This window comes from Methylobacter arcticus, assembly GCF_050917435.1.
GTDB lineage: Bacteria > Pseudomonadota > Gammaproteobacteria > Methylococcales > Methylomonadaceae > Methylobacter_A > Methylobacter_A titanis.
Genome location: NZ_CP159583.1, coordinates 476106 through 500295 on the forward strand (window position 1 = coordinate 476106; position 24190 = coordinate 500295).

Here is a 24190-nt window from a genome sequence, read left to right on the forward strand (position 1 = left end):
CTAATCATTCACCATTAAAGGAGTTTATCTCATGCAAGTTATCGTAACAGGCCATCATCTTGAAGTAACCGACGCTTTAAAAGCGCACATCGACTCAAAATTTGAAAAATTAGCACGTCATTTTGATAATGTTACCGAAGTGCACGTTATTTTAAGCGTGGAAAAATTAATTCAAAAGGCCGAAGCAACGTTGCAAATGAGTGGCGCTAAACTGTTTGCCGAAGATCATCAGGAAGATATGTATGTGGCTATTGACCACATGGTTGAGAAATTAGATCGTCAAATTACCAAGCATAAAGAAAAAACTGCACAGCATAGATAAAAAAGCAGGCGAAAGGTTCAAGGCGAAAGGTACAAAAAGCGCCTTGAACCCAGCCCCTTTTACCTTGAGCCTCATTTTATGAAACTATTAATCGTTAGCGGTCTTTCCGGTTCGGGTAAAAGTATCGCCTTGGATACGTTGGAAGATTGCGGCTATTACTGCATCGATAATCTACCTGTAACCTTGCTGGAAGACTTTATCAGCCACGTCATGCTGGTGGACAAAAAAACCTATGCCAAAACGGCTATAGGCATTGACGCCAGGAACCAGAGCGAAAGCCTGATCAATTTTTCTGAAAGTCTGGATTTAATTCGCAGCAAAGGGATTGATTGCGAAATTATCTTTATGCAGGCTGAAGAATCTACCTTATTGAAGCGTTATAGTGAAACCCGGCGGCGGCATCCGTTGACGGATTTAAATGTACCGTTAAAAGAAGCATTAAAAATTGAAAAGGAAATGCTGACGCCGGTTGCCAGGTATGCCAGTGTGATCATTGATACCAGCCGAACTCATGTCCATCAGTTGCGTGAGCTTATCAGGGAGCGGGTCGGCGAAAGGGATGCCAGACATATTTCTTTGCAGTTTCAATCGTTTGGTTTCAAGCATGGTGTCCCGCTGGATGCCGATTTTGTGTTTGATGCCCGCAGTTTACCGAATCCCTATTGGGTGCCGGAATTGCGAGGATTGACAGGAAAAGATCAGCCGGTCGTCGATTTTCTTAACGAACAAGAGCATGTTGCCGAGCTTTTTAAAGATATTTCCGGGTTTCTTGAGCGATGGATTCCCCGATTTGAGGCTGAAGGACGTAGTTATTTGACCGTGGCTATAGGATGTACGGGCGGCCAACATCGCTCGGTTTATCTGGTGGATGCATTCGCCAAGCAGTTTAAAGGCCCTTTTTCAAATGTAATCGTCCGCCATCGGGAATTGCAATAAGTTTCTTTTTGGGGCTTCATATCACACCGCCCCGCTTCGCTCTATTTCCGGCATAACCCACAGGGATATGCCGAATGCAGATTATGCATGGAGAAGAATATTTTTCCATGTCGTCAGCTGATCAATTCAAAATAGGCCTATAAGCCTACTTTATCATTTTAGTCATTTTTATTTAACTGATGTTACGCACCCACCCTTCAAAAAGCGTATTATTTCGGGATGGAAAAAATAAAATTAGAATTATACACAGACTACCTGATCTGCAATAACGGGTTTGCGACGGCGACCGGATTGTCGGCAATGATGGAAGGGGATATAAGCCATGACCAGATGACGCGTTTTCTGGCATCGAAAGCATTTACCTCCAAAGACCTGTGGGGGCAAGTTAAAGCGACAGTACGCCAGATAGAACAGGAAGATGGTTGCCTGATATTTGACGATACCATTCAGGAGAAGGCCTGGACGGATGAGAACGAAATCATGTGCTGGCACTTTGATCACTGCAAAGGGCGTTCGGTCAAAGGTATCAACTTGCTGAACGCCCTATACTATAGTGGGGGAGTTTCAATTCCCGTCGCCTTTGAAGTGGTGCGCAAGCCTTACCAGTTCAGTGATGTGAAGACCCGCAAGGTCAAGCGGGCCAGTGAGTTCACCAAAAATGAGCTGATGCGGGAGATGATAGCGACCAGTGTGGCGAATGCCATCAAGTTCCGCTATGTGTTGACGGACAGTTGGTTTGCCAGCAAGGAGAACTTTGAGTTTATCCTGAAGAAAGGCAAGCACTTCATCAGCGCCCTAAAGGATAACCGCTTGGTGGCTTTAACAGAAGAAGACAAGAAAGAAGGCCGTTTTGTACGAATCAGTCAGCTGGAATTGGCGGATCAGCAGGCGGTGCGCGGTTGGATGAAAGGCTTTCAACAGGAAGTGCTTTTCGTCCGCCGGGTCTTTACAAACAAAGACGGCAGCATCGGCCTATTGAATCTGGTATGCAGTGATTTAGCGTGCAATGGCGAACAAGCCGCCACGATCTACCAAAAACGGTGGAAAGTTGAGGAGTTCCACAAGTCATTAAAATCCAATGCGGGGTTGGCAAAGTCACCAACCCGTACGGTCACTACCCAGAACAACCCTGTCTTCATGTCGATCTATGCGGTGTTCAAGCTGGAATGTCTGAAGATAAAACACAAGGCCAATCATTTTGCGCTAAGAACTAAGCTGTTTATCAAAGCGAACCAGATAGCTTATGAAGAGTTGCAAAAATTACTGGCTGCGTAACATCAGTTATTTAAGGAGATTTCTATGGATCTATCTTCTGTGTCATTTACTGAAAAAAAATACAATAACAGGCTTTTATTAACGCAGATTACAGCATTGTTGAAAAGTGGCTCCCTCTTTCAGATTAGGCACTTTATCCATGAGTTATATCCTGCGGAGACAGCGCATTTAATTGAATCGCTACAACCCGAAGATCGAAAGAAAATCTGGGCGGTTATTCCGCCTGATGTTATGGGTGAGATTCTGGTTCAATTGCATGTTGAAGTAGCGAAAGGGCTAATTGAAATCACTGGGCAGAAAGACCTGATTAAAGCGGTTGAAAGCTTGGAGTCGGATGATCTTGTCGATTTATTACATGTCATTCCTGAGCCTTTATATTCCAAGGTAATGGCATCAATAGGGGTCCAGGAAAGAAGCCGCTTGGAGTCGGCATTATCTTATGATGATGATACTGCCGGCGGATTAATGAGTCTGGATGTGTTGACGGTACAGGCAACTCAGTCTCTGGCTGAGGTTTTGCAGGACTTAAGAACGCGCGGATCTTTGCCCAAGGCCACGGATAATTTGTTCGTTGTCGATCAGCTGGATATTTTTCAAGGTGTTTTGCCCTTATCGATGATATTAACCCGTGATCCGCTCACCCTGGTATCAGAATCGATGGATGCGAGTATTGACGGTATTCCTTGTCAGATGTTGGCGGAAGAAGTGGCTTTATTATTTGAACACCGCGATATGCTTTCAGCGCCCGTAGTCGCCGAGAATGGCCGGTTGCTGGGGAGAATTACCGTTGATGATATTGTTGATGTGATTCGCGACCAAGCTGACCGCTCGTTTATGAGTATGGCTGGACTGAGTGAGGAACAGGACATGTTTTCACCGGTCATGATCAGTGCAAAGCGTCGCGCTGTCTGGTTAGGCGTTAATCTAGTGACGGCTTTTATGGCTTCTTGGGTTATCGGTTTATTTGAAGCAACGTTGGAACAAATTGTCGCCTTAGCGGTATTGATGCCTATTGTCGCCAGTATGGGCGGAATCGCCGGCAGTCAGACGTTAACGTTGGTTATTCGCGGCCTGGCATTACGGCAGATCAGCGGTATCAATGCGGTTCAGTTATTTAAAAAAGAATTATCGGTGGGTATCGTAAACGGTGTGTTGTGGTCTTTCGTCGTTGCCAGTATTGGGGGGATATGGTTCCACAGTATCGGTATCGGGCTGATATTAGGCGGTGCGGTTATTATTAACCTGATTTGTGCGGCCTTCGCCGGTGCAAGCATTCCATTAATCTTGCAAAGAATGGACATAGATCCCGCATTGGCGGGTGGCGTTTTACTGACAACAGTTACCGATGTCGTCGGATTTATGGCGTTCCTGGGCTTGGCAACGCTGTTTTTGATGTGAGCCGAAAAAGTTAAGACGTTGCATGGCAACGTCTTAATGTCTGATTTATTTTAACGATAATGTTTCAGCGCGACCTATCATCTCAATGGACAGCTTGCCTTCCTTGCTCAGCCAGCCTATGGCGCGTTGAACATCATTTCTGTTGATGCCGGTTTCAGTGGTAACTTTATTGACACTGGCAGGACCGTTTTTTTCCAGATAGTTCCAGATGGCTCCGGCTGCATCGCCGATTGTATTAGACATAGTGATCACCTTTAGTTTGAATGGTTGTGTTAAGAAGTCTTAGTTTGATGTTCAGGCAGCACGATATTTAATTCCAGTGTCTCCTGAGTGTCGTTTTGTTCAAAATTAACGGATATAGCATCTTGCTCTACGTTAATGTATTTTCGAATAACTTCCAGCAATTCTTTTTGCAATTGAGGAAGGTAAGAGGGTTGGTTTCTGGAGGTGCGCTCGTGAGCAACCAGAATTTGCAGTCTTTCCTTGGCAAGCGATGCCGAACTGGCTTTAGAGGTTCTGAAATAATCCAATAAACTCATTATTTACTCCCGAAAAACTTCCCAAAAAGGCCTTTTTTCTCATCAATGAATCGATGTGGTTTATCTTCACCCAAGTAGCGAGCAACAATGTCCGCATAAGCTTGGCCCGCGTCACTTTTTTCGTCAAGAATAACGGGGGTGCCGGAATTTGACGCATTGAGTACCGATTTTGATTCAGGGATAACGCCCAGTAAATGTAGCGATAAAATTTCTTGTACATCATCCACGCTCAACATCTCGCCTAATTTCACCCGGTCCGGCGAGTAGCGTGATAACAGCAGGTATTCCTTGATAGGCTCTTCGTTTTGTTCGGCCCGGCGTGATTTGCTTGATAAAATACCTAGCATGCGATCAGAGTCCCTCACTGAAGAGACTTCAGGATTGGTTACGATAAAAGCGTCGTCGGCAAAATACATGGCCAAGTGAGCGCCTTTTTCAATGCCGGCAGGGGAATCGCAGACGATGTATTTAAAGTCTTTTTTGAGCTCATCTAAAATTTTGCCTACACCTTCCTGGCTTAGGGCATCTTTATCCCGAGTTTGCGAGGCAGGCAGAATGTACAGTAGATTGCAGTTTTTATCGCGTATCAATGCCTGGTTAAGCGTCGCTTCACCATTGATTACGTTGACAAAATCATAAACAACGCGGCGCTCGCAACCCATAATTAAATCCAGGTTACGCAAGCCCACATCAAAATCAATCACTGCTGTTTTATGGCCTTTTTTTGCCAACCCCATGGCTATAGCGGCGCTTGTGGTTGTTTTACCCACGCCACCTTTACCCGATGTTACGACTATGATTCGTGCCACACGCTACCTCTTAAATATGATGTAAATTAAATGTCATTGTAACTACTCAGCCTATTAGTCCATGGCTTGCAGCGGTTTTTGCTGGTGTAAAATAACTGGAAAGTGGCCTTTTTGGTCAATTTTACTCGTTTTTAAATAAAATAATACGCTAAAGCCTAGGTAATTCAAGCCTAAGTAGTTACATATCTTTAATAACTAAAGTATGATTTTGTAAATAAATCTGAACGTGCTGGTTGAGAACCACGCCATTTAAATCTTCACTGACCTTGTAATTCCCTGCAATCGAAATGAGCTCGGCCTGTAAATCGGAGCAAAAAATACGGGCTTCAGTATTGCCTTGCACGCCAGCCAGAGCTCGCCCTCTTAGCGAGCCATAGACATGAATATTGCCTTCAGCCAGAATTTCTGCGCCGGCACTAACCTGAGCTAAAATGATTAAATCACCCGAGGCATAAATGCGTTGGCCGGATCGAACAGGGTGGGTGATCAGGGTGGTCGTTGCAGCAACGGTTTGTGATTTTGGCTCAGGCTCAGGTTCAGGAGCCTGTTGTTTTTGAGTTTCAGACGATGCTGCAACGGTATGCCCGGAATGCACAGGAATCCCCAGTTTCAATGCCTGTTGATTCTGTTGTGCGCCGCCGCCACGAATCCCTATGGGCAATAGACCCAGCTTACGGATGATTTTCGTGAGCTCAGCAACATCAATGTCGAGATCGTGTTTATTCAGCTCCTGCAAGTCAAATACTAGCGGTGAGTTTTTGAAAAACTCAGGAGCCAGATTAACTTTATCCTGTAATTGTTGCTCGATAGTCATAACATCATTACTGGCTAAAACTAAAACAGGCACAGAAAAAGTGCTGCTTTTAAATTCCAGTACTGCTGAGTGCTTGGTTTTCTGTTGAGAGTCTGTTGACATCCGTTAAATCTGGTTAGTCAGGAATTATAGTAATTCTAACATTGCTGATAAAAAAAATCATTTTTACCATGTAAGCACTAATAGACTGCTAAGGCAGCAGCATCCCTCTGAGCATAAAAAATAGCAAGGCAGCTAAAATGGCTGATAAGGGTACGGTAGTGACCCAAGCTGCGGCAATCTTATAGATGTGAGAACGTTTGACTAATTCTTTACGATAAACTTTTTTCAGGCTTTTGCGCTCTTTTTTATTCAGTTGCATTTTTATTCAGTTGCATTGGGGTCTTGTTTTAGCTCTTTAAGCATAAGCTTTTTATTTTCAACCGTAGCGGTGCTAAAAATTTTCAGGAAAGCCTCGACGTTTTCAGGATCGTTAAGCGCATGGTGTGCTTTAATTTCTTCTATACGTTTTATATCACTGATGTTACGCAGCCAGTAATTTTTGCAACTCTTCATAAGCTATCTGGTTCGCTTTGATAAACAGCTTAGTTCTTAGCGCAAAATGATTGGCCTTGTGTTTTATCTTCAGACATTCCAGCTTGAACACCGCATAGATCGACATGAAGACAGGGTTGTTCTGGGTAGTGACCGTACGGGTTGGTGACTTTGCCAACCCCGCATTGGATTTTAATGACTTGTGGAACTCCTCAACTTTCCACCGTTTTTGGTAGATCGTGGCGGCTTGTTCGCCATTGCACGCTAAATCACTGCACACCAGATTCAATAGGCCGATGCTGCCGTCTTTGTTTGTAAAGACCCGACGGACGAAAAGCACCTCATGAGGAAAACCTTTCATCCAACCGCGCACCGCCTGCTGATCCGCCAATTCCAGCTGACTGATCCGTACAAAACGGCCTTCTTTCTTGTCGTCTTCTGTTAAAGCCACCAAGCGGTTATCCTTTAGGGCGCTGATGAAGTGCTTGTCTTTTTTCAGGATGAACTCAAAGTTTTCCTTGCTGGCAAACCAACTGTCCGTCAACACATAGCGGAACTTGATGGCATTCGCCACACTGGTCGCTATCATCTCCCGCATCAGCTCATTTTTGGTGAACTCACTGGCCCGCTTGACCTTGCGGGTCTTCACATCACTGAACTGGTAAGGCTTGCGCACCACTTCAAAGGCGACGGGAATTGAAACTTCCCCACTATAGTATAGGGCGTTCAGCAAATTGATTCCTTTGACCGAACGCCCTTTGCAGTGATCAAAGTGCCAGCACATGATTTCGTTCTCATCCGTCCAGGCCTTCTCCTGAATGGTATCGTCAAATATCAGGCAACCATCTTCCTGTTCTATCTGGCGTACTGTCGCTTTAACTTGCCCCCACAGGTCTTTGGAGGTAAATGCTTTCGATGCCAGAAAACGCGTCATCTGGTCATGGCTTATATCCCCTTCCATCATTGCCGACAATCCGGTCGCCGTCGCAAACCCGTTATTGCAGATCAGGTAGTCTGTGTATAATTCTAGTTTTATTTTTTCCATCCCGAAATAATACGCTTTTTGAAGGGTGGGTGCGTAACATCAGTTATATCATTGTATTTTAACAGCTCCCGCAAAAAGCCAACGCCAAAAACGGCCCCAACGGCAATATGAGTGGAGCTGACCGGTAAGCCTAATTAGCTGGCAAAGATAACAGTGACTGCGGCGGACATGGCTATGCAGAAGGCGCGCATTTTATCCAGTTCAGTAATATCGCTGCCGACTGTGCGGATTAACTTAGGCCCGTACAGTGCTAAGCCGGTTGAAATGCCTATCGCACCCACCAACATGACCCAAACAGGGATAGAGGCTTTAGTCCCAACGCCGCCGCTGAAAATAGCGTCATTAATGGCTGCCAAGGGGCCAACAGCATTAGCAACATCATTAGCGCCATGGGCAAAACTTAACAGCGCCGCAGAAAATATTAAAGGCACGGTAAATAATGTATTAATGCTGTCTTTGGATTGATCCATTTGTTGCGCGGCTTTGGTGATTCGCGGTTTGACTACCAGATAAACGCAAATAGCTGCTGCAAGACCTATGCTACCGGCGGTAGTAATATCGAGATTCCAAATATTTTTCAAACCCTTCATCAGCAAATAGGTTGAAAAAACCCAAGTCATTAGGAAGATAAGCAAGGGTACAACCTTGGCGGCAGCTTGGAGCATATCTTCCCGATAGGTAATCGTGTGTTTGATTAAATACAGAAAAGCCGCTGCAATCAAACCGCCGAGTAGCGGTGAAATGATCCAGCTGGCGGCGATTTCTCCGAGTACAGGCCAATTGGCAATTCCTGGCCCCCCGGCTGCAATACCTGCACCTAATACCCCGCCAACAATGGCGTGAGTCGTCGACACCGGCGCACCCAACAGGGCTGCCATCATTAGCCAGATAAAGGTATCGGTATTGTTAATCAGCGACGGTTCAATAATGCTATTTTTGATGGTGCTGACGACCTCTCCACCAGCGATAAGCAGCGCCTGCTGATTCAAAAATAGCCGCGATAATGATAGCGCCGGTCATCGTTAAAGCTTTAGAACCGACCGCCGGACCGACATTATTGGCAACATCGTTAGCGCCAATATTTAAAGCCATGTAGCCGCCAATGACGGCGGCAACGATCAGTAAATATGATGGCTTACCGGGTGGTTTGTTGCGCCGACATAAAACATGACGGCGAGGATAAATACCAACGCAAAGCCTGCTCGGAGTAGTTATTTTTGAGAAAACAAGTCGATGTTTTCCGGTTTATTACTATTGTTTGATTCCACGTAATCCTCTCAGGATGTCTCAATAAGCGAATATTTTAACTGAATGGCAGTCGATGGGCTTGTGTTGGCGCTAAATAAGGCTATATAAATGAACTTACTTGTCCAAAACCATCTGTTTTATAAGGTGTTTATGGTATCGTTGGAGTGGCTCAGGCTTGCAATCTGCAGCATTATCCTTTAACTTACGGCTACATCCGTAAAGGCTAGGGGTGCTTATCTTTTTCATGCGTTGCAGGGGAAAGGGAGGCTGAGAAAAACCCTTTGAACCTGACCCCGGTTAATACCGGCGTAGGAAAGCCCAGACTTCCCTGCGCCTTATTGTTTTGTTGTTGGAGATAAACATGAGCGCTGTTCTGAAAGAAGTTACGTCTACTGAGTCCAGTAGCGTAAAGATCGATTCCTACCCCGCATCGGAAAAAATATATGTTCAAGGCAGTCGTCCCGACATACAAGTTCCGATGCGTAAAATTACTTTATCCGATACCCCTCTGAGTTTTGGCGCAGAAAAAGGCGCTGAAAAAAATCCGCCGCTTTATGTCTACGATACCTCGGGCGTTTATACCGATCCTAATGTCGAAGTCGACTTGAAAAAAGGCCTTGGCGCTATTCGTTCGGCCTGGATTGCAGAGCGCAACGATACTGAGGAATTATCCGGCCCCAGTTCGGAATTCGGTCGTCAGCGTCTTGAAGATCCTGCTACCGCTGAGCTGCGTTTTGAGCATATCCGCAAACCGCGTAAAGCCATAGCGGGAAAAAACGTATCGCAGATGCACTATGCCAGACAGGGCATTATCACGCCGGAGATGGAATACATCGCCATTCGTGAGAACCAAAAAATGGAAGAAATGCGCCATTTGTGGAAAGACCAGCATCCCGGCGATTCTTTCGGCGCATCGATTCCCGATACTATCACTCCTGAATTTGTTCGCGATGAAGTCGCCAGAGGCCGGGCGATTATTCCCTGCAACATCAACCATCCCGAATTGGAGCCGATGATTATCGGTCGCAACTTCCTGGTTAAAATCAACGGCAATTTGGGCAACTCGGCGGTGACCTCGTCTATCGAGGAAGAAGTTGAAAAGATGCTCTGGGGCATTCGTTGGGGCGGCGATACCATCATGGATCTATCCACCGGTAAGAACATCCACGAAACCCGCGAGTGGATTTTACGCAACTCGCCGGTACCCATCGGTACCGTGCCTATCTACCAGGCGTTGGAAAAAGTTAACGGCAAAGCCGAAGACCTAACCTGGGAAATCTTCCGCGATACCTTGATCGAGCAAGCCGAGCAGGGAGTGGATTACTTTACTATCCATGCCGGGGTGCGTTTGCATCATGTGCCGCTCACCGCTAAACGCATGACCGGTATCGTTTCGCGCGGCGGCTCGATCATGGCGAAATGGTGTCTGGCGCATCATACCGAAAGCTTTTTGTATACGTATTTTGAAGACATCTGCGAAATCATGAAAGCTTATGATGTGTCTTTTTCATTAGGCGATGGCCTGCGTCCCGGTTCAATTTACGATGCCAATGACGCCGCGCAATTCGGCGAATTGGAAACACTGGGCGAACTGACCAAAATCGCCTGGAAGCACGACGTGCAAACCATGATAGAAGGCCCGGGTCACGTGCCGTTGCACATGATCAAAATCAACATGGAAAAACAGCTGGAAGAATGCGGCGAAGCGCCTTTCTATACCTTGGGCCCGCTGACCACCGACATCGCTCCCGGTTACGACCACATTACCTCGGCGATAGGCGCGGCCAATATCGGCTGGTACGGTTGCGCGATGCTCTGTTATGTTACCCAAAAAGAACATTTGGGCTTGCCGAACAAGCAGGATGTTCGCGAAGGCATCGTGACTTATAAAATCGCCGCCCATGCCGCCGATCTGGCTAAAGGCCATCCCGGCGCACAGGCACGCGACAACGCGATGTCCAAAGCACGTTTTGAATTCCGCTGGGAAGACCAGTTCAATATCGGTCTTGACCCTGAAAAAGCCCGCGAATTTCATGACGAAACCTTGCCTAAAGATTCTGCCAAAGTCGCGCATTTTTGCTCGATGTGCGGCCCGCATTTCTGTTCGATGAAAATCAGTCAGGATGTCCGCGATTATGCGAAAGCCAAAGGGATTGCCGAGGAAGAAGCTTTAAAACTGGGCATGGATGAAAAATCCAAACAGTTTCTTGACGAAGGCGCCGATATTTACCATAAGATTTAGCAGTACCCGTTGGGTTACGGCGCAAAAAGACGCGCCTCGGCAAATTGCTCTGCATTCCCCACATGGATGTGGGGAATGCAGATCTTGCACGACTGTATGGATACAGGAGGTAGAGTAATGCAGAAGCAATTACCGAGGCGTCAATATCTGCCCATGCAGTCGTAACCCAACTTACGGAACTATTTCCTCCCTTAAGGCCCGAAGAGCAGAAGATTTTTATCTTTTTGCCCTTCGGGCCTTTGTGTTGAATGAGTCTGCTCGGATTAGTCTGAGGTGATACATTGCACGCACTCTGGTTTCTTAAAATAAGGCAAGAATAATGGACACTTATCAACATATTTTACTGGCTGTGGATTATTCTGAACATGGCGGTACAGTTGCTCGAAGAGCAAAGAACTTGGCCGAAAAATATCAGGCTAAATTGAGTCTTATTCATGTACTGGATAATATTCCGATGCCTGATACCGGTTATGGAACGGTGATTTCTTTAATCGAAGATTCAGGCTATGAACTGCTCGAAGCGGAAAAAGCCAAGTTAATGCAAATTGGCGATCAGCTGGATGTGGCCCAGAACAACCGTTGGATGGTCTGGGGCGGACCTAAACAGGAGATTGTTCAACTTGCCGAGCGGGAGCAGGTTGATTTAATCGTTGTCGGCTCTCATGGGCGGCATGGCCTATCGCTATTGCTGGGTTCAACGGCAAATAGTGTCCTGCATTACGCCAAGTGTGATGTGATGGCAATTCGGTTGCTGGATGCTTAGCTTTTAGATGCTATAATTTTTCTAACAATTAGGTCAGGTCATTTAGGCGCGTAGGTTGGGTTGCCGTCTTTTTGGTAACTCAACATTTATGCTACCTACCTATTCGACTTTAGAAACATCACTCAAGGAATGTAGCATGTCAAACAGTATCACTTTCACGTCGAGCTTACGGTCAAAATTGATCCTGATGACCGCTATTCCGGCGCTTGCCCTGCTTTATTTTGCCGGGATCGGTGTTTTTGAGCGCTTATCGACCTCGAAAGAAATGGTTAAGTTAGGAGTGCTGGTTGATGTTTCGGTTAAAATCGGTGCCGTGGCACATGAAATGCAAAAAGAACGAGGCATGAGCGCCTCTTTCCTCAGCAGTAATGGTGTCAAATTTGCTGCTGAATTACCGGTGCAACGCGCAAAAACCGATAAGACTGTTGAGATATTTCAATCTACAATTAACCGTTTTGAAGTCAGTAGCTACAGTGGCGGGTTAAATCATTTGTTAGACGCCGCCAAGAATAATCTCGGTGAGCTGAATACCCAGCGCGGTAGCATCAGCGCACTTGGGATGAATGGTACCCAATCCAGCGCTTATTACACTAAAACCATTGACTCTCTTCTTGACGTACCGGCTCAGGTTTCCACACTCAGCAGCCACAGAGAAATTTCCCGCCGGGCTTCTTCCTATTCAAGCTTGCTCAGAGCCAAGGAGCATATCGGCATAGAGCGGGCCTTACTGGCGGCAACATTTGTTGCGGATCGATTTACACCCGACAGCCAAAGCCGATTTTTGAGCAATTTGTCGGCCCAGGATGTTTACACCAACTTGTTTTTTGACTATGCGTTGGACAGTGAAAAAGCCTTTTACACCGCTAAAGTATTAGGTTCGGCGGTTAATGAAGTCGAGCGGATAAAGAAAGTTGCGCTAGACAAAGGCATTGAGCCGGGGCTAGGCATTGATCCGGTGTATTGGTTCAAAATGGTGACCGAAAAAATTGACCTGGTTAAGGAAGTCGAAGATAAGCTTGCTGCTGATTTGCTTAATACAGCGGACAGATTGAAGAACGATGCCCGAAATATGGCGATATTCTTTATCATGCTAACCCTGCTCGCCGTCCTGATGACCGTGGCATTAACTTTTATTATCAGCCGTGGGGTTTTGCGCTCGATTCACTCGCTTCAGCAGGTCGCTAGCGCTATTGCAAATGGCGATTTGAGTTCAAGTATTGAGCTTTCGCAAAAGGATGAATTAGGCGAGTTGTTCCGCTCGATGAATACCATGCAACAGCAATTACTCGCGCGGATCACGAAAGATCATAACGAGCATGATGAATTCCAACGTCTTAAAATTGCTTTGGATAGCATTACCGGTAACGTGATGGTGACGGATAATGAGAGGAACATTATTTATATAAATCCGGCGGTCATCGCTATGATGCAAAACGCCGAAGCTGACATTCGCAAGACCTTGCCTCGGTTTGATTCGCGTAAATTATTGGGAGCGAACATCGATACTTTCCACAAGAATCCGGGGTATCAGCAACAATTGCTGGCTAATTTAACGTCGGCTTTTCGTAGTGAACTTGTGATTGGAGGGCGTACTTTTTATGTGATAGCCAATGCTATCAATAACGAGCAGGGGCAGAGAATCGGCTCGGTGGTCGAATGGAGAGATCGAACTGCGGAAGTGATTATCGAACAAGAAGTTGCCCGAGTGGTGAGTGCTGCGGTTTTGGGCGATTTCAATCAGCGTATTGAAGAAGGCAATAAAGACGGCTTTTTTCTGCAATTGGCTCAAGGTGTTAATGAGCTCATCCAGACCAGTTCTACCAGTTTGGGTGAAGTGGTGCGCGTACTGGGCGCACTGTCTCATGGTGACCTGACCGAAACCATCACGAATGCCTATTCGGGGACTTTCGGTCAACTTAAAGACGACTCCAATTCTACAGTGGAAAAACTGAAAGAGATTGTCAGTCAAATCCAGGAAGCTTCCGAAACGATTAATACCGCGGCGAAAGAAATTGCCGCAGGCAACAATGACCTGTCGCACCGTACCGAAGAACAGGCTGCCAGTCTGGAGCAAACCGCTGCCAGCATGGAACAGCTGACCTCTACCGTACAAGCGAATAGTCAAAATGCCAAGCATGCCAATCAGCTTGCCGTCGGCGCAACAGATATTGCGGGTAAGGGCGTCAAGGTAGTTGGCCAGGTGGTATCAACCATGGAAGACATCAATGAATCTTCACGCAAGGTGGTGGACATCATTTCAGTGATAGACGGTATTGCTTTTCAAACCAATATTCTCGCGCTTAACGCCGCGGTGGAAGCGGCTCGTGCCGGCGAACAAGGCAGGGGTTTTGCTGTGGTGGCCGTCGAGGTGCGCAGTCTGGCGCAACGGGCCGCTGCGGCTGCCGCCGAAATCAAAGCCCTGATCGGCGATTCGGTGGAAAAGGTTGAAGACGGCACCAAACTGGTTGCTCAGGCAGGAAAAACCATGGAAGAAATTGTCAGCGCCATTCATGGGGTAACTAACATTATGTCTGAGATCAGCGCCGCGTCAATGGAGCAAACCTCAGGCATTGAGCAGGTTAATCAAGCTATTGGGCAGATGGACGATGTAACCCAGCAAAATGCGGCTTTGGTTGAGCAGGCAGCCGCTGCAGCCGAGTCTCTGGAAGAACAAACACAAAATCTCGCAGTTACTGTGGCGCATTTTAAATTGGACGGTAACTCGCGCAGTTTTACTGGATTTACCCATGCTGAACCGGTACGTAAGGTTAGCCAAACCGGCATAAAAAGCGTTCCTACCAAGACTTATCAAAATATGCCGGTACCCAATAACGTCGGCATAGACTTGGATAAGGCGCTTGATAAGCATTCTGAGTGGAAGGTGAAGCTTCGTACCGCCATATCAAAACGCGAAGAAATGGATGCCGCAACGATTTCAAGAGACGATTGTTGTGATTTCGGTAAATGGCTGCACCACGACATTAAGTCTCACCTTGCTCATGAGCCGAGTTATGCCGATTGCGTGTCCAAGCACGCGGCCTTTCATATCGAGGCCGGCAGAATAGCTAATATGATCAATGCAAAAAAATTCGGCGAGGCGGAAGCACTGCTGGGTAACGGGTCCGCGTTCGTTTCTGCGTCAACGGCAGTCGGGGTCGCAATTATGCGCTTGAAAAAAGATTTCAATTCTCCGGCAAGGACCCCTGTTGCCCAGCCAAAACCTCAAACAATGACAGCAAGTGCTGATGAGTGGGAAGAGTTTTAATCTATATAGGGGCGACCGGTTGGCCGCCCCTTTTGCACGATCTATTTTTTGTTTAAGGCTTGTTTTGCCTGGTTCCAGAAAGCATCCAACTCAGCCAGTTCGCAATCTTTTAGATTCAGCCCGGACGCTTCAACCTGTTGTTCTATGTATTGAAAGCGCCTAGAGAATTTTTTAGTGCTTTCCTTGAGTGCGACTTCGGCATTGACGTTTAAATGCCGAGCCAAATTAACCGTAACCAGCAATAAATCGCCGATTTCTTCCTGAATATGGGCCTGATCCCCCGATTGCCAGGCTTCTTTAACCTCATCCAGTTCTTCCAGTACTTTATCGAAAACCGGCAGTACATCCGGCCAGTCAAAGCCGTGATTGGCGGCGCGATCCTGTATTTTTTCGCACTCAATCAATGCCGGAAGATTGCGGGCGACACCTGACAATACGCTGTCTGGTTCCGCCGTTTTGTTCTTTTTCTGTCGCTCGATAGCCTTTTCCTGTTCCCAGGCTTGATGGCGTTCTTCATCGGTGTTGAAAACAGCATCGGAAAAAACATGCGGATGGCGGCGTATCAGCTTGTCGCAAATACCCTCTGCAACCTGTTCAAAGCTGAACAAGCCCTGTTCCTCGGCGATCTGGGAATGGAATACCACTTGCAACAGCAGGTCGCCCAGTTCCAGGCGCAAATCATCCAGGTCATTGCGTTCAATCGCATCGACGACTTCGTAGGCTTCTTCGATCAGGCAAGGAATCAAGCTGGTGAAATCCTGCTTGACGTCCCAGGCACAGCCTTCTTTCGGATGGCGCAAGCGCGCCATGATGTCTAAGAGATTTTGGGTGTGTTTTAGCATGAATGGTTTGTCGTGATTTAGTAAGCGTAGCATGCAGGTCGGGTTACGCTAACCCGACCTGCGGCTTTGAAATTTAAAGCGAAGAGCCAAAATTATCGTGGTATCGCTGCTTGAAACCATCCATATCGAATGCATGATTTTGGGTGCCGTTATGTTCGATTTTAATGGCGCCCATCAGTGAGGCGACTCTGCCGGTAGTTTCCCAGTCCAATTCATTCATCAGGCCGTATAAAAGCCCGGCACGATAGGCGTCGCCGCAACCTGTCGGATCTAGTATTGCTTTAGGTTTTGCTGCCGGAATGGTAATGCACTCGCCGTGGGTATAAATTTGAGAACCCTGAGCGCCCAAAGTAATGATCAGCGCGTCAACCCGCTCAGCCATTTGCTCCAGTGACAAGCCGGTACGTTCCTGCATTAACTCGGATTCATAATCATTCAAGGTCATCCAGGTGGCCTGATCGATAAACTTGAGCAGTTCTTCGCCATTAAACATCGGCATGCCCTGGCCGGGATCGAAAATAAACGGTATATCCAGTTCCGCGAATTGCTCGGCATGCAATTGCATGCCTTCCTTGCCGTCGGGCGATACAATGCCGATGCTGATTTGTCGGTCAGTCGGCACTGAATTCAAATGCGACGAATTCATCGCGCCCGGATGGAAGGCGGTAATCTGATTGGCTTCCTCATCGGTGGTGATATAGGCTTGGCCGGTATAATGATTATCCAGAATCTGAATGAATTCGCTGGATAACTGGTTTTGAGCCAGCCATTGGGCATACGGTTCAAAATCATGTCCGACGGTTGCCATAATTAACGGCTCTTCAGCGAGTAGTTTCAGATTGTAGGCAATGTTACCCGCACAACCGCCGAATTCGCGTCGCATCACCGGCACCAGGAATGATACATTCAGAATATGGATTTTTTCCGGCAAAATGTGATGTTTGAATTTATCATGAAAAACCATGATGGTATCGTAAGCCATAGACCCACATATTAATGCACTCATTGTGTTCCTTTTTATCGTCAGGGATGGTGTGTATGCCGCAAGACTGCCGGGAGCAATCGCGGCTAAAATAAAAGTTATAAAGATACAAGGTGAAAAGACTATTGTTTGGCATCTTTCTCCTTGTACCTTTAGCCTAAATCATTGCTCAATCATTTGCTGGTAAGCATCCGCGTCCATCAATGCGTCCAGTTCGATCAGGTTATTTGCCTTGATGCAAAACAGCCAAGTTCCATAAGCGTCATCATTGACCCGCTCAGGTTCATCCGCCACCGCTTCGTTAACAGCGACCACTTCGCCGCTAACCGGGCTGAATAAATCGGATGCCGTTTTAACCGATTCGACTACGGCACATTGCTCTTTTGCCATGACTTTACGGCCCAGTTCCGGCAACTCAATAAAAACCAAATCGCCCAATTCTTCCTGCGCAAAATCGGTTATGCCGATGCGAACGATGTTATCGTCTTCCACCTGCACCCATTCGTGGGTCATTGCGTACTTCAAGTTATCCGGTAGGTCGCTCATGATAATGTCTCAATAGTGTTAGTTACTTTGTTTTCTCGGCAACTGCTCCTGCGTTGCTCTACCTTCTACATAAGCCACATGGATGTGGTGAATGCAGATATTGCAGGAGCAAATATCTGGCCATGCAGTTGAAGGATAACGTGCAATTTTTTAAAAACAACAAAAAAATGCATTTAAGAACGTAAATCTTATAACATGTTTCAATCCACGCACCCTTTTATTGCCTACATGAATGTTCTTTCAATAGCCTGTATTTTTTTACTCAGTGTTAGCTTAAGTTTTGCCGATGATGACGATAAGCCGGTTGTCAATCAGCCGGGTTCCGCAGGGCCGGAAACACTTTTCCTGTCCAATCAAGCCCAGTCGTTATCGGGTTTGCAAACGATAACACTCGGCCCTGTCAGCCATCATGCTGAATTTACCGCATACGGCAGAGCGGTCAATTTACAGCCGCTGATTGAATTGCGGCACCGGTATTTGCTCGCGTTAACCGAGCGCGGCGGCGCGGCGGCAAGATTTAAGCAGGCCGAACAGAATATCAAGCGGCAACAAGACTTGTATCGGGAGGGCGCGACATCAAAGCGCAACCTGCAAGTTCAGCAAGCGCAATGGCAGGCCGATAAAGCCCAGGTTGATGCGAGCGCTGTTCAAAGCGAGGCTATCGTAGATGAAGCCCGGCTCAATTGGGGTAAAAAACTTACCGAATGGGCGTTATCTACGGATTCCGATAAATTGAGCGCTTTTTTATCCGGCAAACAAACGCTGCTGCAAATTACCTTGCCGGTTAATAAACAACTGGCCAACGACGTTCAGGGTATTTACGTTGAAGCCTCGGGAAACCGCAGTGCGGCCAGTAAAGCCGAGTTGATTTCAGCGGCTCCGCAAACCGATGCCACCGCGCAAGGCGAAAGCTATTTCTTCCAAACTGACGGTCGCGGCAACTGCTCCGGGCAGTCTTGCGGCATACACACCAACTCTATTAGAACCGGCATGCGCGTTGCGGCCTGGATAGCTGAGCAAGGTGAAAACCGCTCCGGCGTCGTTATTCCCAAATCCGCTTTGGTCTGGCACCTGGATCAGGCCTTCGTTTACATTAAAACCGCTGAACAACAGTTCAGCCGCCGCATCATAGACCAGTATTCAGCAACGACCGGCGGTTATTTTGTCGGCAACGGCATCAATGCCGGCGAGCAACTGGTTGTCACCGGAGGACAAATGCTGTTGTCGGAAGAATTTAGAGGTCAAATACCGGATGAAGATGATTAATAAACCAGTCAAAAATGGCGAAATCGATAATATTTTTTATGCGCATTCGACAGAACGAAGTGATAAAAGCGATTGGCAACAGTTACAAAACCACCTTAAAAATGTTGGAGAACTAGCAGGGGGGTTCGCTGAGGCTTTTAATTGTGCTGAATACGGCAAAGCTGCCGGTTTACTACATGATTTGGGTAAATATACGGTAGAGTTTCAAAGGCGACTTGAAGGTAAGCACCCAAAAGTAGATCATGCAACTTGGGGCGCAATAAAAGCGATTGAAAAATATGGAAATTGTGGTTATTTAATTGCTTATGCCATTGCTGGACATCACGCCGGGCTTGCAAACGGTGCATACCGCACAGATAAAAGACTCACGTCTTTAAACGAACGTTGCAATAAAACAAATTTACCGCTCCTAAAATCAGTATGGGAAAATGAAATAGAACAGCACTTGATTAACAAGCTGTCAGTTCCGCCTTTAAAACCAAAAACAGGATTTGGCTGTTTTCAATCAGTTTTTTTATCTCGCATGATTCTTTCCTGTTTGGTTGACGCTGATCGACTGGATACGGAAAAATTTTGTAATGAAGTAGAAGGGGTACCCTTGTCATCAAGAGGGCAATATCCGAGTTTGATTCAACTGAAAACGAATTTTGATCAATCACTACAATTATTCAAAAGTGATAAGGATATAAATGTAAAACGTGCAGATATTTTGGCTGCTGTACGTTATAACGCTAAAACGCTAAAACCTTTGTACCGGGTTTGTTTAGCTTAACCGTTCCAACTGGCGGGGGTAAAACATTGGCATCTATGGCTTTTGCGCTTGATCATGCCGAAACTTATCAAAAGCGCCGCATTATTTATGTCATCCCTTTTACCAGTATTATTGAACAAAATGCCGCCGTGTTTCGTAAGCAGTTCGGTGATGAATATCAGAATGCGGTTATTGAACATCACAGTGCGTTTAATGATCCTGCCATTGAAAAACAACCTGACAGTAAAACTAAGTTAAAAATGGCGATGGAAAACTGGGATGCGCCGGTAATCGTAACGACAGCCGTGCAATTTATGGAATCTCTTTTTTCTAACCGTCCTAGCGATTGCCGGAAACTGCACCGTATAGCCAATAGCGTTGTGATTTTAGATGAGGCGCAAACTTTACCCATGCACTTATTGCGTCCCTGTATGGCAGCTCTTGATGAATTGGCACGAAATTATGGTTGCTCAATTGTATTGTGTACGGCTACACAACCGGCATTTAAAGAAGAAGACGAATTTTCGGGCGGCTTACAAAATGTGCGCGAATTAGCTAAATCCGACACCATTAACCTCAAACAGCTCTACGAGGACTTTCAGCGCGTTTCTGTAAAACATATAGGTATTTTAGATGATGACGAAGTTATAAAACGGTTGCGAGCGGAACCGCAAATATTGTGCATCGTCAACACCAGAAAACAAGCGCAACAACTGTATCAAGGCATAGCGGATTTGACTGGTTCATTTCATTTGTCGACTTATATGTGCGCAGTACATAGAAAATTGGTGCTGGCAAAAATACGTTTTGCCTTAAAACAAGGCAAAACCTGTCGCGTAGTTTCCACGTCATTGATAGAAGCCGGAGTGGACGTTGATTTTCCTTGCGTCATGCGCAGTGATGCAGGTTTGGATTCTATTGCTCAGGCTGCTGGACGTTGTAACCGTGAAGGTAAAAATGGGAAAGAAGATAGTCATGTTTGGATATTTACCGCCAAAGACCACGCTCAGCCGCCCGAACTTAAAACCTATGCCGACAAAATGAAAGAAACGCTCAGCCTTGAGCCTTTTAGCAGTGACCCTTTGGGTTTGGACGCTATTCAGGATTATTTCGGGCGTGTGTATGGGCATAAAGAAGCAGGGCAAACCAGTGAGCTAGATAAACATAACATTCTAGGCGAAATACGAGACAGCAAACTTCAAAGCCTGCCTTTTGATTGGATTGCACAAAAATTCAAAATAATTAGCAACATCATGAAAACTGTCATTGTGCGCTATGATCAAACGGCGGTTGAAGCCATCGAACAATTATACGAATTACCCGATTACATGAGTGTTGGACAGCTTGCAAGAAAATTGCAAGTCTACACAATTTCTGTGCCGCAGCATTTAGCAGGGGAGTTAATCAAGCTGGGCGCATTGCAATACGTTCAGTCCAAAAGATTCGGTGAGCAATTTTTAGTCTTGGAAAGTGACAACTTATACACCGATAGTATTGGCTTCAATCCCGAAGCTAATCCGTTAATAATGAGCGGCGAAGACTGTGTTTGGTGGTGAAAGTACATTACAGGCTTGCTGGACTCACTGTCAGTTACAATGTAACGAGATAATTTACTAACCATTGATGGAAGTATGATACATTATTCCTTTCTAACCTAGAACTCAAAAAGGAGTAGATATGGATAAGTGGTTACTGAAAATCGAGGGAAAAGAAGAAGACGATTACCTCACAATGTTTTTTTCCTGTCGAATTTCGAGAGCAGTAACAACAGTAATATTCAAAACTGTTGTAGGTGTAAGTGGTGCGGGTACTGTTATAGCAGTAATTCAGCATTATATTCCCTAGTCTTTATCTGCTAGTGGATGTCGCTGGCGGATTAGGCTGGCGTGGATTGAAACCATCATTGGTTAGGAAGTGTTGTCATCGCCGACATTAGTCGGCGATGTGGATTTATATACCCCCAAACGGGAGCTTGGGAACTAATGCAAGTCTCGAAGTTAACCTAATCAGAACGGCAAGGATTGTGTTTTATGAATACTGCACGCAAATTATTGGAACTGGAGCAAGCATGAGCAAAGGCATTATCTTAAAAGTCTGGGGTGACAATGCCTGTTTTACTAGGCCAGAAATGAAAGTAGAGAGGGTTTCTTACGATGTTATTACGCCGTCGGCAGCACGGGGCATTATTGAAGCTATCCATTGGAAACCAGCCATTCGTTGGGTTATAGATCGTATCCATGTGCTTGAGCCGATTCGTTTTGAAAACATAAAACGTAACGAGGTTGCAGACATGATAAAGCCTAATAATGTTAAGGCTGCAATGAAAACTGGCAATCTTGGCAAGCTGATTTATCACGTTGATGACGGCGATAATCGCCAACAACGCTCGGCAATCATTCTTAAAAAAGTGAGCTACGTCATTGAAGCTCATTTTGAACTCACTGCGCAGGCAGGGGCTGATGATAATGCCGGGAAACACATTGAAATATTCAAACGCAGAGCCACTAAAGGGCAATGTTTTCAGCAGCCCTGCTTAGGAAATCGGGAGTTTAGCGCGTCATTTGAATTGCTTGAAAGCCTGGCCGACATTCCCACTTGCCACGAACAGCTCAAAGGGGAGCGTGATTTAGGCTGGATGTTATGGGATATAGATTTTACTAATGGCATGACACCATGTTTTTTTAGGGCCAACATGAATGACGGCATCATTGCTATACCTTCTATGCAGGAGGCAGTGGCATGATTCTTCAAGCATTGAATGGCTATTACGATAGGATTTCTGTCGCCGAACCAAAAAAAGTTCCTCCTTATGGTTGGAGCTTAGAAAAAATTAGTTATTGTGTTGTGTTGAATGCGGATGGTTCGATTTTTAATATTGAGGATTTACGTATTCATGAAGAGAAAAAGAAGTCAGTCCCAAATTCTTTTATAGTACCGATGTATGAAGGTAGAACCTCAGGTGTGAAAGCCAATTATTTGTGGGACAACTCAGCCTATACCTTAGGTATCTCAGAAAAGCCGAAAGACTTGGGCAAAAAGTATGAAGATTTTTGGGCTAAGGTAAATGCTTTTGATAGTACAAATTCAAAGGCATTACAAGCCTTGCAAAAATTTCCAGCGTTCTGGAATGACAATAAGCAAAATTGGCATGAAAAAACCAAGGATGCTTTAGACAGCAATTTTGTTTTTAGGTTACTTGACGATGGAAATAAATTTGTTCATGACTGTGAGGAATTCAAAAAACAATGGGCAATAGTACTTTCTAACTATCTTGGCAAACTTTCGGATGGTCAATGCCTTATTGATGGACAGACTACAAAAATAGCCGAGCTACATAGTTCTATCAAAGGCGTGGATAAGGCGCAATCATCAGGCGCGTTGATAGTATCGTTTAACAAAGAGTCGTTTGAATCTTACGGTTTGAAAAATGGCAAAAATGCCAGTGTCGGCACGAACGCCGCATTTAAATATGTTACGGCACTTAATTATCTGTTACGTAAAGATAGCAGCAATAATCAACGCTTAAAAATTGGTGATGCTGTAACCGTGTTTTGGGCAGAAGCGACTGAAAGTGCAGATGCTGAAATGGCGGAAAGCTTTATGTCTGAAGCCATGAACCCTAGTGATGCACAAGAAACAGCGAGTTTAGCTAGCTGTTTGCAGGAAGTCTCGCAAGGAAGGCCCTTGAAAGAATTGCGCCCCGACCTTGAACCCTCGACTAAATTTTATATTTTGGGTTTATCGCCCAATGCGGCGCGCATATCGATACGGTTTTGGTATATGTCTACACTCGATGAAATGACGCAACGTATAGCACAGCATTACCATGATTTACATCTTGAACCCCAACAAGGTAACGGGCTTCCAGCAATTTGGAAATTAACTTATGCAACCGCCCCTATTCGTGATGGTAAAGCAAAAGCCGATAACATATCTCCTCAATTGGCAGGTGATCTTGCCCGTGCAATTTTTACGGGACAAGCTTATCCGCAAAGTCTACTAGCACAAGTACTACTGCGTATGCGCTCAGATGGCGTGATAGATTACACGAGAGTATCGTTGTGCAAAGCTGTCATCAACCGTCAAATTCGTTTAAATCCATCTATCAATACAAAGGAGTTATCTATGAGTCTGGATGTAGAAGAAACAAATGTTGCCTATCGAATGGGGCGGCTGTTTGCTGTGCTTGAAAACATACAAAAGCAAGCGTTAGAGAAAAATGGCAAAGATCCTAAAAAAATCAATGCCACGATACGCGACCGTTATTGGGGGGCGGCTTCTGCTACACCAGCTTTGGTATTTCCTTCGTTGATGCGTAATGCCACGAATCATCTCGCCAAAATTAGAAAGGATGATAGTGAGAAAAATAACTTGGCATCATTTTTCGATTGGCAAATAGGCGATATTGAAAAGGATATGCCGACTTCATGGCCACGTAATCTTAATCTTCAAGATCAAGGACGTTTCGCCATCGGCTATTACCATCAGCGGTTTACCCGAAAAATAAAGGACGCAGCAGGAAAAGAAATTGAAAATCTTGTAGCTGTAGATATTGACGAAGATCAGTCACCAAGCGAATCAGTTGATGACTAGATCAGAGACTTAATGACCTG

At 45.7% G+C, this 24190-nt stretch carries 25 protein-coding genes and 1 riboswitch; of the genes, 13 read left to right on the plus strand and 12 right to left on the minus strand.

Going from position 1 to position 24190, the window contains the following annotated elements; all coding sequences use genetic code 11:
• Positions 1-31: 31 nt before the first annotated feature.
• The 4 genes from hpf to mgtE all read left to right on the plus strand — a co-directional run bounded on the left by hpf (position 32) and on the right by mgtE (position 3931).
• Entirely contained in the window at positions 32-322 is a 291-nt protein-coding gene (gene hpf, locus ABXJ76_RS02350) for a ribosome hibernation-promoting factor, HPF/YfiA family (protein WP_432743741.1), read from the plus strand.
• Positions 323-400: 78 nt separating this feature from the next.
• Positions 401-1258, plus strand: a complete 858-nt coding sequence (rapZ, locus tag ABXJ76_RS02355; RefSeq protein WP_432743743.1) for an RNase adapter RapZ — start codon at positions 401-403, stop codon at positions 1256-1258.
• A 219-nt stretch (positions 1259-1477) separates the two neighbouring features.
• The gene (locus tag ABXJ76_RS02360; RefSeq protein ID WP_432743745.1) at positions 1478-2533 is read left to right on the plus strand and encodes an IS701 family transposase; all 1056 of its coding nucleotides are present in this window, start codon (positions 1478-1480) and stop codon (positions 2531-2533) included.
• A gap of 24 nt (positions 2534-2557) precedes the next feature.
• Entirely contained in the window at positions 2558-3931 is a 1374-nt protein-coding gene (gene mgtE, locus ABXJ76_RS02365) for a magnesium transporter (protein ID WP_432743747.1), read from the plus strand.
• A 45-nt stretch (positions 3932-3976) separates the two neighbouring features.
• Here the strand turns inward: mgtE and ABXJ76_RS02370 are convergent, their stop codons facing one another.
• From ABXJ76_RS02370 to ABXJ76_RS02410, 9 genes are all read right to left on the minus strand, one after another.
• A complete protein-coding gene (locus ABXJ76_RS02370) occupies positions 3977-4174 on the minus strand; it encodes a winged helix-turn-helix domain-containing protein (protein ID WP_432743749.1) in 198 nt (65 codons plus the stop codon).
• A 29-nt stretch (positions 4175-4203) separates the two neighbouring features.
• On the minus strand, positions 4204-4470 hold the full coding sequence (minE, locus tag ABXJ76_RS02375; RefSeq protein WP_432743751.1) for a cell division topological specificity factor MinE: 267 nt from the start codon (positions 4468-4470) through the stop codon (positions 4204-4206).
• Positions 4470-5279, minus strand: a complete 810-nt coding sequence (gene minD / locus ABXJ76_RS02380) for a septum site-determining protein MinD (protein WP_432743752.1) — start codon at positions 5277-5279, stop codon at positions 4470-4472. Before minD ends, minE begins: the two co-directional genes overlap by 1 nt.
• A 178-nt stretch (positions 5280-5457) precedes the next feature.
• Positions 5458-6195, minus strand: coding sequence for a septum site-determining protein MinC (gene minC, locus ABXJ76_RS02385; RefSeq protein ID WP_432743754.1), 738 nt, complete (start codon positions 6193-6195; stop codon positions 5458-5460).
• An 88-nt stretch (positions 6196-6283) separates the two neighbouring features.
• On the minus strand, positions 6284-6454 hold the full coding sequence (locus ABXJ76_RS02390) for a hypothetical protein (protein ID WP_432743756.1): 171 nt from the start codon (positions 6452-6454) through the stop codon (positions 6284-6286).
• A 2-nt stretch (positions 6455-6456) separates the two neighbouring features.
• Complete coding sequence (locus tag ABXJ76_RS02395; protein ID WP_432743757.1) at positions 6457-6648, minus strand: hypothetical protein; 192 nt, start codon at positions 6646-6648, stop codon at positions 6457-6459.
• On the minus strand, positions 6617-7672 hold the full coding sequence (locus ABXJ76_RS02400) for an IS701 family transposase (protein WP_432743759.1): 1056 nt from the start codon (positions 7670-7672) through the stop codon (positions 6617-6619). Before ABXJ76_RS02400 ends, ABXJ76_RS02395 begins: the two co-directional genes overlap by 32 nt.
• 134 nt (positions 7673-7806) lie before the next feature.
• On the minus strand, positions 7807-8661 hold the full coding sequence (locus ABXJ76_RS02405) for an inorganic phosphate transporter (protein WP_432743761.1): 855 nt from the start codon (positions 8659-8661) through the stop codon (positions 7807-7809).
• Positions 8603-8764 carry an inorganic phosphate transporter gene (locus ABXJ76_RS02410; RefSeq protein ID WP_432743763.1) on the minus strand — a complete coding sequence of 54 codons (162 nt, stop codon included), beginning with the start codon at positions 8762-8764 and terminating at the stop codon, positions 8603-8605. Before ABXJ76_RS02410 ends, ABXJ76_RS02405 begins: the two co-directional genes overlap by 59 nt.
• Before the next feature lie 371 nt (positions 8765-9135).
• Positions 9136-9252: riboswitch (TPP riboswitch) on the plus strand.
• A gap of 29 nt (positions 9253-9281) precedes the next feature.
• Here ABXJ76_RS02410 and thiC point away from each other — a divergent pair.
• The 3 genes from thiC to ABXJ76_RS02425 all read left to right on the plus strand — a co-directional run bounded on the left by thiC (position 9282) and on the right by ABXJ76_RS02425 (position 15190).
• Positions 9282-11162, plus strand: a complete 1881-nt coding sequence (gene thiC / locus ABXJ76_RS02415) for a phosphomethylpyrimidine synthase ThiC (protein WP_432743765.1) — start codon at positions 9282-9284, stop codon at positions 11160-11162.
• 319 nt (positions 11163-11481) lie between these two features.
• Positions 11482-11925, plus strand: a complete 444-nt coding sequence (locus ABXJ76_RS02420) for a universal stress protein (RefSeq protein ID WP_432743767.1) — start codon at positions 11482-11484, stop codon at positions 11923-11925.
• Positions 11926-12061: 136 nt separating this feature from the next.
• The gene (locus ABXJ76_RS02425; RefSeq protein WP_432743769.1) at positions 12062-15190 is read left to right on the plus strand and encodes a nitrate- and nitrite sensing domain-containing protein; all 3129 of its coding nucleotides are present in this window, start codon (positions 12062-12064) and stop codon (positions 15188-15190) included.
• A 41-nt stretch (positions 15191-15231) separates the two neighbouring features.
• Here the strand turns inward: ABXJ76_RS02425 and mazG are convergent, their stop codons facing one another.
• The 3 genes from mazG to gcvH form a co-directional block, all read right to left on the minus strand.
• Positions 15232-16032 carry a nucleoside triphosphate pyrophosphohydrolase gene (gene mazG / locus ABXJ76_RS02430; RefSeq protein WP_432743771.1) on the minus strand — a complete coding sequence of 267 codons (801 nt, stop codon included), beginning with the start codon at positions 16030-16032 and terminating at the stop codon, positions 15232-15234.
• A gap of 73 nt (positions 16033-16105) precedes the next feature.
• Complete coding sequence (locus ABXJ76_RS02435) at positions 16106-17038, minus strand: carbohydrate kinase family protein (RefSeq protein ID WP_432743772.1); 933 nt, start codon at positions 17036-17038, stop codon at positions 16106-16108.
• A gap of 138 nt (positions 17039-17176) precedes the next feature.
• Positions 17177-17560, minus strand: a complete 384-nt coding sequence (gcvH, locus tag ABXJ76_RS02440; protein WP_432743773.1) for a glycine cleavage system protein GcvH — start codon at positions 17558-17560, stop codon at positions 17177-17179.
• A gap of 195 nt (positions 17561-17755) precedes the next feature.
• On the opposite strand from gcvH, the gene ABXJ76_RS02445 reads away from it, so the two are divergent.
• From ABXJ76_RS02445 to cas8c, 6 genes are all read left to right on the plus strand, one after another.
• Positions 17756-18826, plus strand: a complete 1071-nt coding sequence (locus tag ABXJ76_RS02445) for an efflux RND transporter periplasmic adaptor subunit (protein ID WP_432743775.1) — start codon at positions 17756-17758, stop codon at positions 18824-18826.
• On the plus strand, positions 18819-19598 hold the full coding sequence (locus ABXJ76_RS02450) for a CRISPR-associated endonuclease Cas3'' (RefSeq protein WP_432743777.1): 780 nt from the start codon (positions 18819-18821) through the stop codon (positions 19596-19598). The genes ABXJ76_RS02445 and ABXJ76_RS02450 overlap by 8 nt, the downstream gene beginning before the upstream one ends.
• A 35-nt stretch (positions 19599-19633) precedes the next feature.
• Complete coding sequence (gene cas3, locus ABXJ76_RS02455) at positions 19634-21133, plus strand: CRISPR-associated helicase Cas3' (RefSeq protein WP_432743779.1); 1500 nt, start codon at positions 19634-19636, stop codon at positions 21131-21133.
• Between the two features lie 121 nt (positions 21134-21254).
• Positions 21255-21422: a hypothetical protein gene (locus ABXJ76_RS02460; RefSeq protein ID WP_432743780.1), complete on the plus strand. Its 168-nt coding sequence runs from the start codon at positions 21255-21257 to the stop codon at positions 21420-21422.
• Between the two features lie 178 nt (positions 21423-21600).
• Complete coding sequence (cas5c, locus tag ABXJ76_RS02465) at positions 21601-22320, plus strand: type I-C CRISPR-associated protein Cas5c (protein WP_432743782.1); 720 nt, start codon at positions 21601-21603, stop codon at positions 22318-22320.
• Positions 22317-24170, plus strand: coding sequence for a type I-C CRISPR-associated protein Cas8c/Csd1 (cas8c, locus tag ABXJ76_RS02470; protein WP_432743783.1), 1854 nt, complete (start codon positions 22317-22319; stop codon positions 24168-24170). The genes cas5c and cas8c overlap by 4 nt, the downstream gene beginning before the upstream one ends.
• Positions 24171-24190: the final 20 nt, after the last annotated feature.

Bases quoted from the DNA above. Each gene is read 5' to 3' on its own strand.
- hpf (WP_432743741.1), top strand. From the start codon at position 32: ATGCAAGTTATCGTAACAGGCCATCATCTTGAAGTAACCGACGCTTTA.
- rapZ (WP_432743743.1), top strand. From the start codon at position 401: ATGAAACTATTAATCGTTAGCGGTCTTTCCGGTTCGGGTAAAAGTATC.
- ABXJ76_RS02360 (WP_432743745.1), top strand. From the start codon at position 1,478: ATGGAAAAAATAAAATTAGAATTATACACAGACTACCTGATCTGCAAT.
- mgtE (WP_432743747.1), top strand. From the start codon at position 2,558: ATGGATCTATCTTCTGTGTCATTTACTGAAAAAAAATACAATAACAGG.
- ABXJ76_RS02370 (WP_432743749.1), bottom strand. From the start codon at position 4,174: ATGTCTAATACAATCGGCGATGCAGCCGGAGCCATCTGGAACTATCTG.
- minE (WP_432743751.1), bottom strand. From the start codon at position 4,470: ATGAGTTTATTGGATTATTTCAGAACCTCTAAAGCCAGTTCGGCATCG.
- minC (WP_432743754.1), bottom strand. From the start codon at position 6,195: ATGTCAACAGACTCTCAACAGAAAACCAAGCACTCAGCAGTACTGGAA.
- ABXJ76_RS02390 (WP_432743756.1), bottom strand. From the start codon at position 6,454: ATGCAACTGAATAAAAAAGAGCGCAAAAGCCTGAAAAAAGTTTATCGT.
- ABXJ76_RS02395 (WP_432743757.1), bottom strand. From the start codon at position 6,648: ATGAAGAGTTGCAAAAATTACTGGCTGCGTAACATCAGTGATATAAAA.
- ABXJ76_RS02400 (WP_432743759.1), bottom strand. From the start codon at position 7,672: ATGGAAAAAATAAAACTAGAATTATACACAGACTACCTGATCTGCAAT.
- ABXJ76_RS02410 (WP_432743763.1), bottom strand. From the start codon at position 8,764: ATGGCTTTAAATATTGGCGCTAACGATGTTGCCAATAATGTCGGTCCG.
- thiC (WP_432743765.1), top strand. From the start codon at position 9,282: ATGAGCGCTGTTCTGAAAGAAGTTACGTCTACTGAGTCCAGTAGCGTA.
- ABXJ76_RS02420 (WP_432743767.1), top strand. From the start codon at position 11,482: ATGGACACTTATCAACATATTTTACTGGCTGTGGATTATTCTGAACAT.
- ABXJ76_RS02425 (WP_432743769.1), top strand. From the start codon at position 12,062: ATGTCAAACAGTATCACTTTCACGTCGAGCTTACGGTCAAAATTGATC.
- mazG (WP_432743771.1), bottom strand. From the start codon at position 16,032: ATGCTAAAACACACCCAAAATCTCTTAGACATCATGGCGCGCTTGCGC.
- ABXJ76_RS02435 (WP_432743772.1), bottom strand. From the start codon at position 17,038: ATGAGTGCATTAATATGTGGGTCTATGGCTTACGATACCATCATGGTT.
- gcvH (WP_432743773.1), bottom strand. From the start codon at position 17,560: ATGAGCGACCTACCGGATAACTTGAAGTACGCAATGACCCACGAATGG.
- ABXJ76_RS02445 (WP_432743775.1), top strand. From the start codon at position 17,756: ATGTTTCAATCCACGCACCCTTTTATTGCCTACATGAATGTTCTTTCA.
- ABXJ76_RS02450 (WP_432743777.1), top strand. From the start codon at position 18,819: ATGATTAATAAACCAGTCAAAAATGGCGAAATCGATAATATTTTTTAT.
- cas3 (WP_432743779.1), top strand. From the start codon at position 19,634: ATGGCTTTTGCGCTTGATCATGCCGAAACTTATCAAAAGCGCCGCATT.
- ABXJ76_RS02460 (WP_432743780.1), top strand. From the start codon at position 21,255: ATGGATAAGTGGTTACTGAAAATCGAGGGAAAAGAAGAAGACGATTAC.
- cas8c (WP_432743783.1), top strand. From the start codon at position 22,317: ATGATTCTTCAAGCATTGAATGGCTATTACGATAGGATTTCTGTCGCC.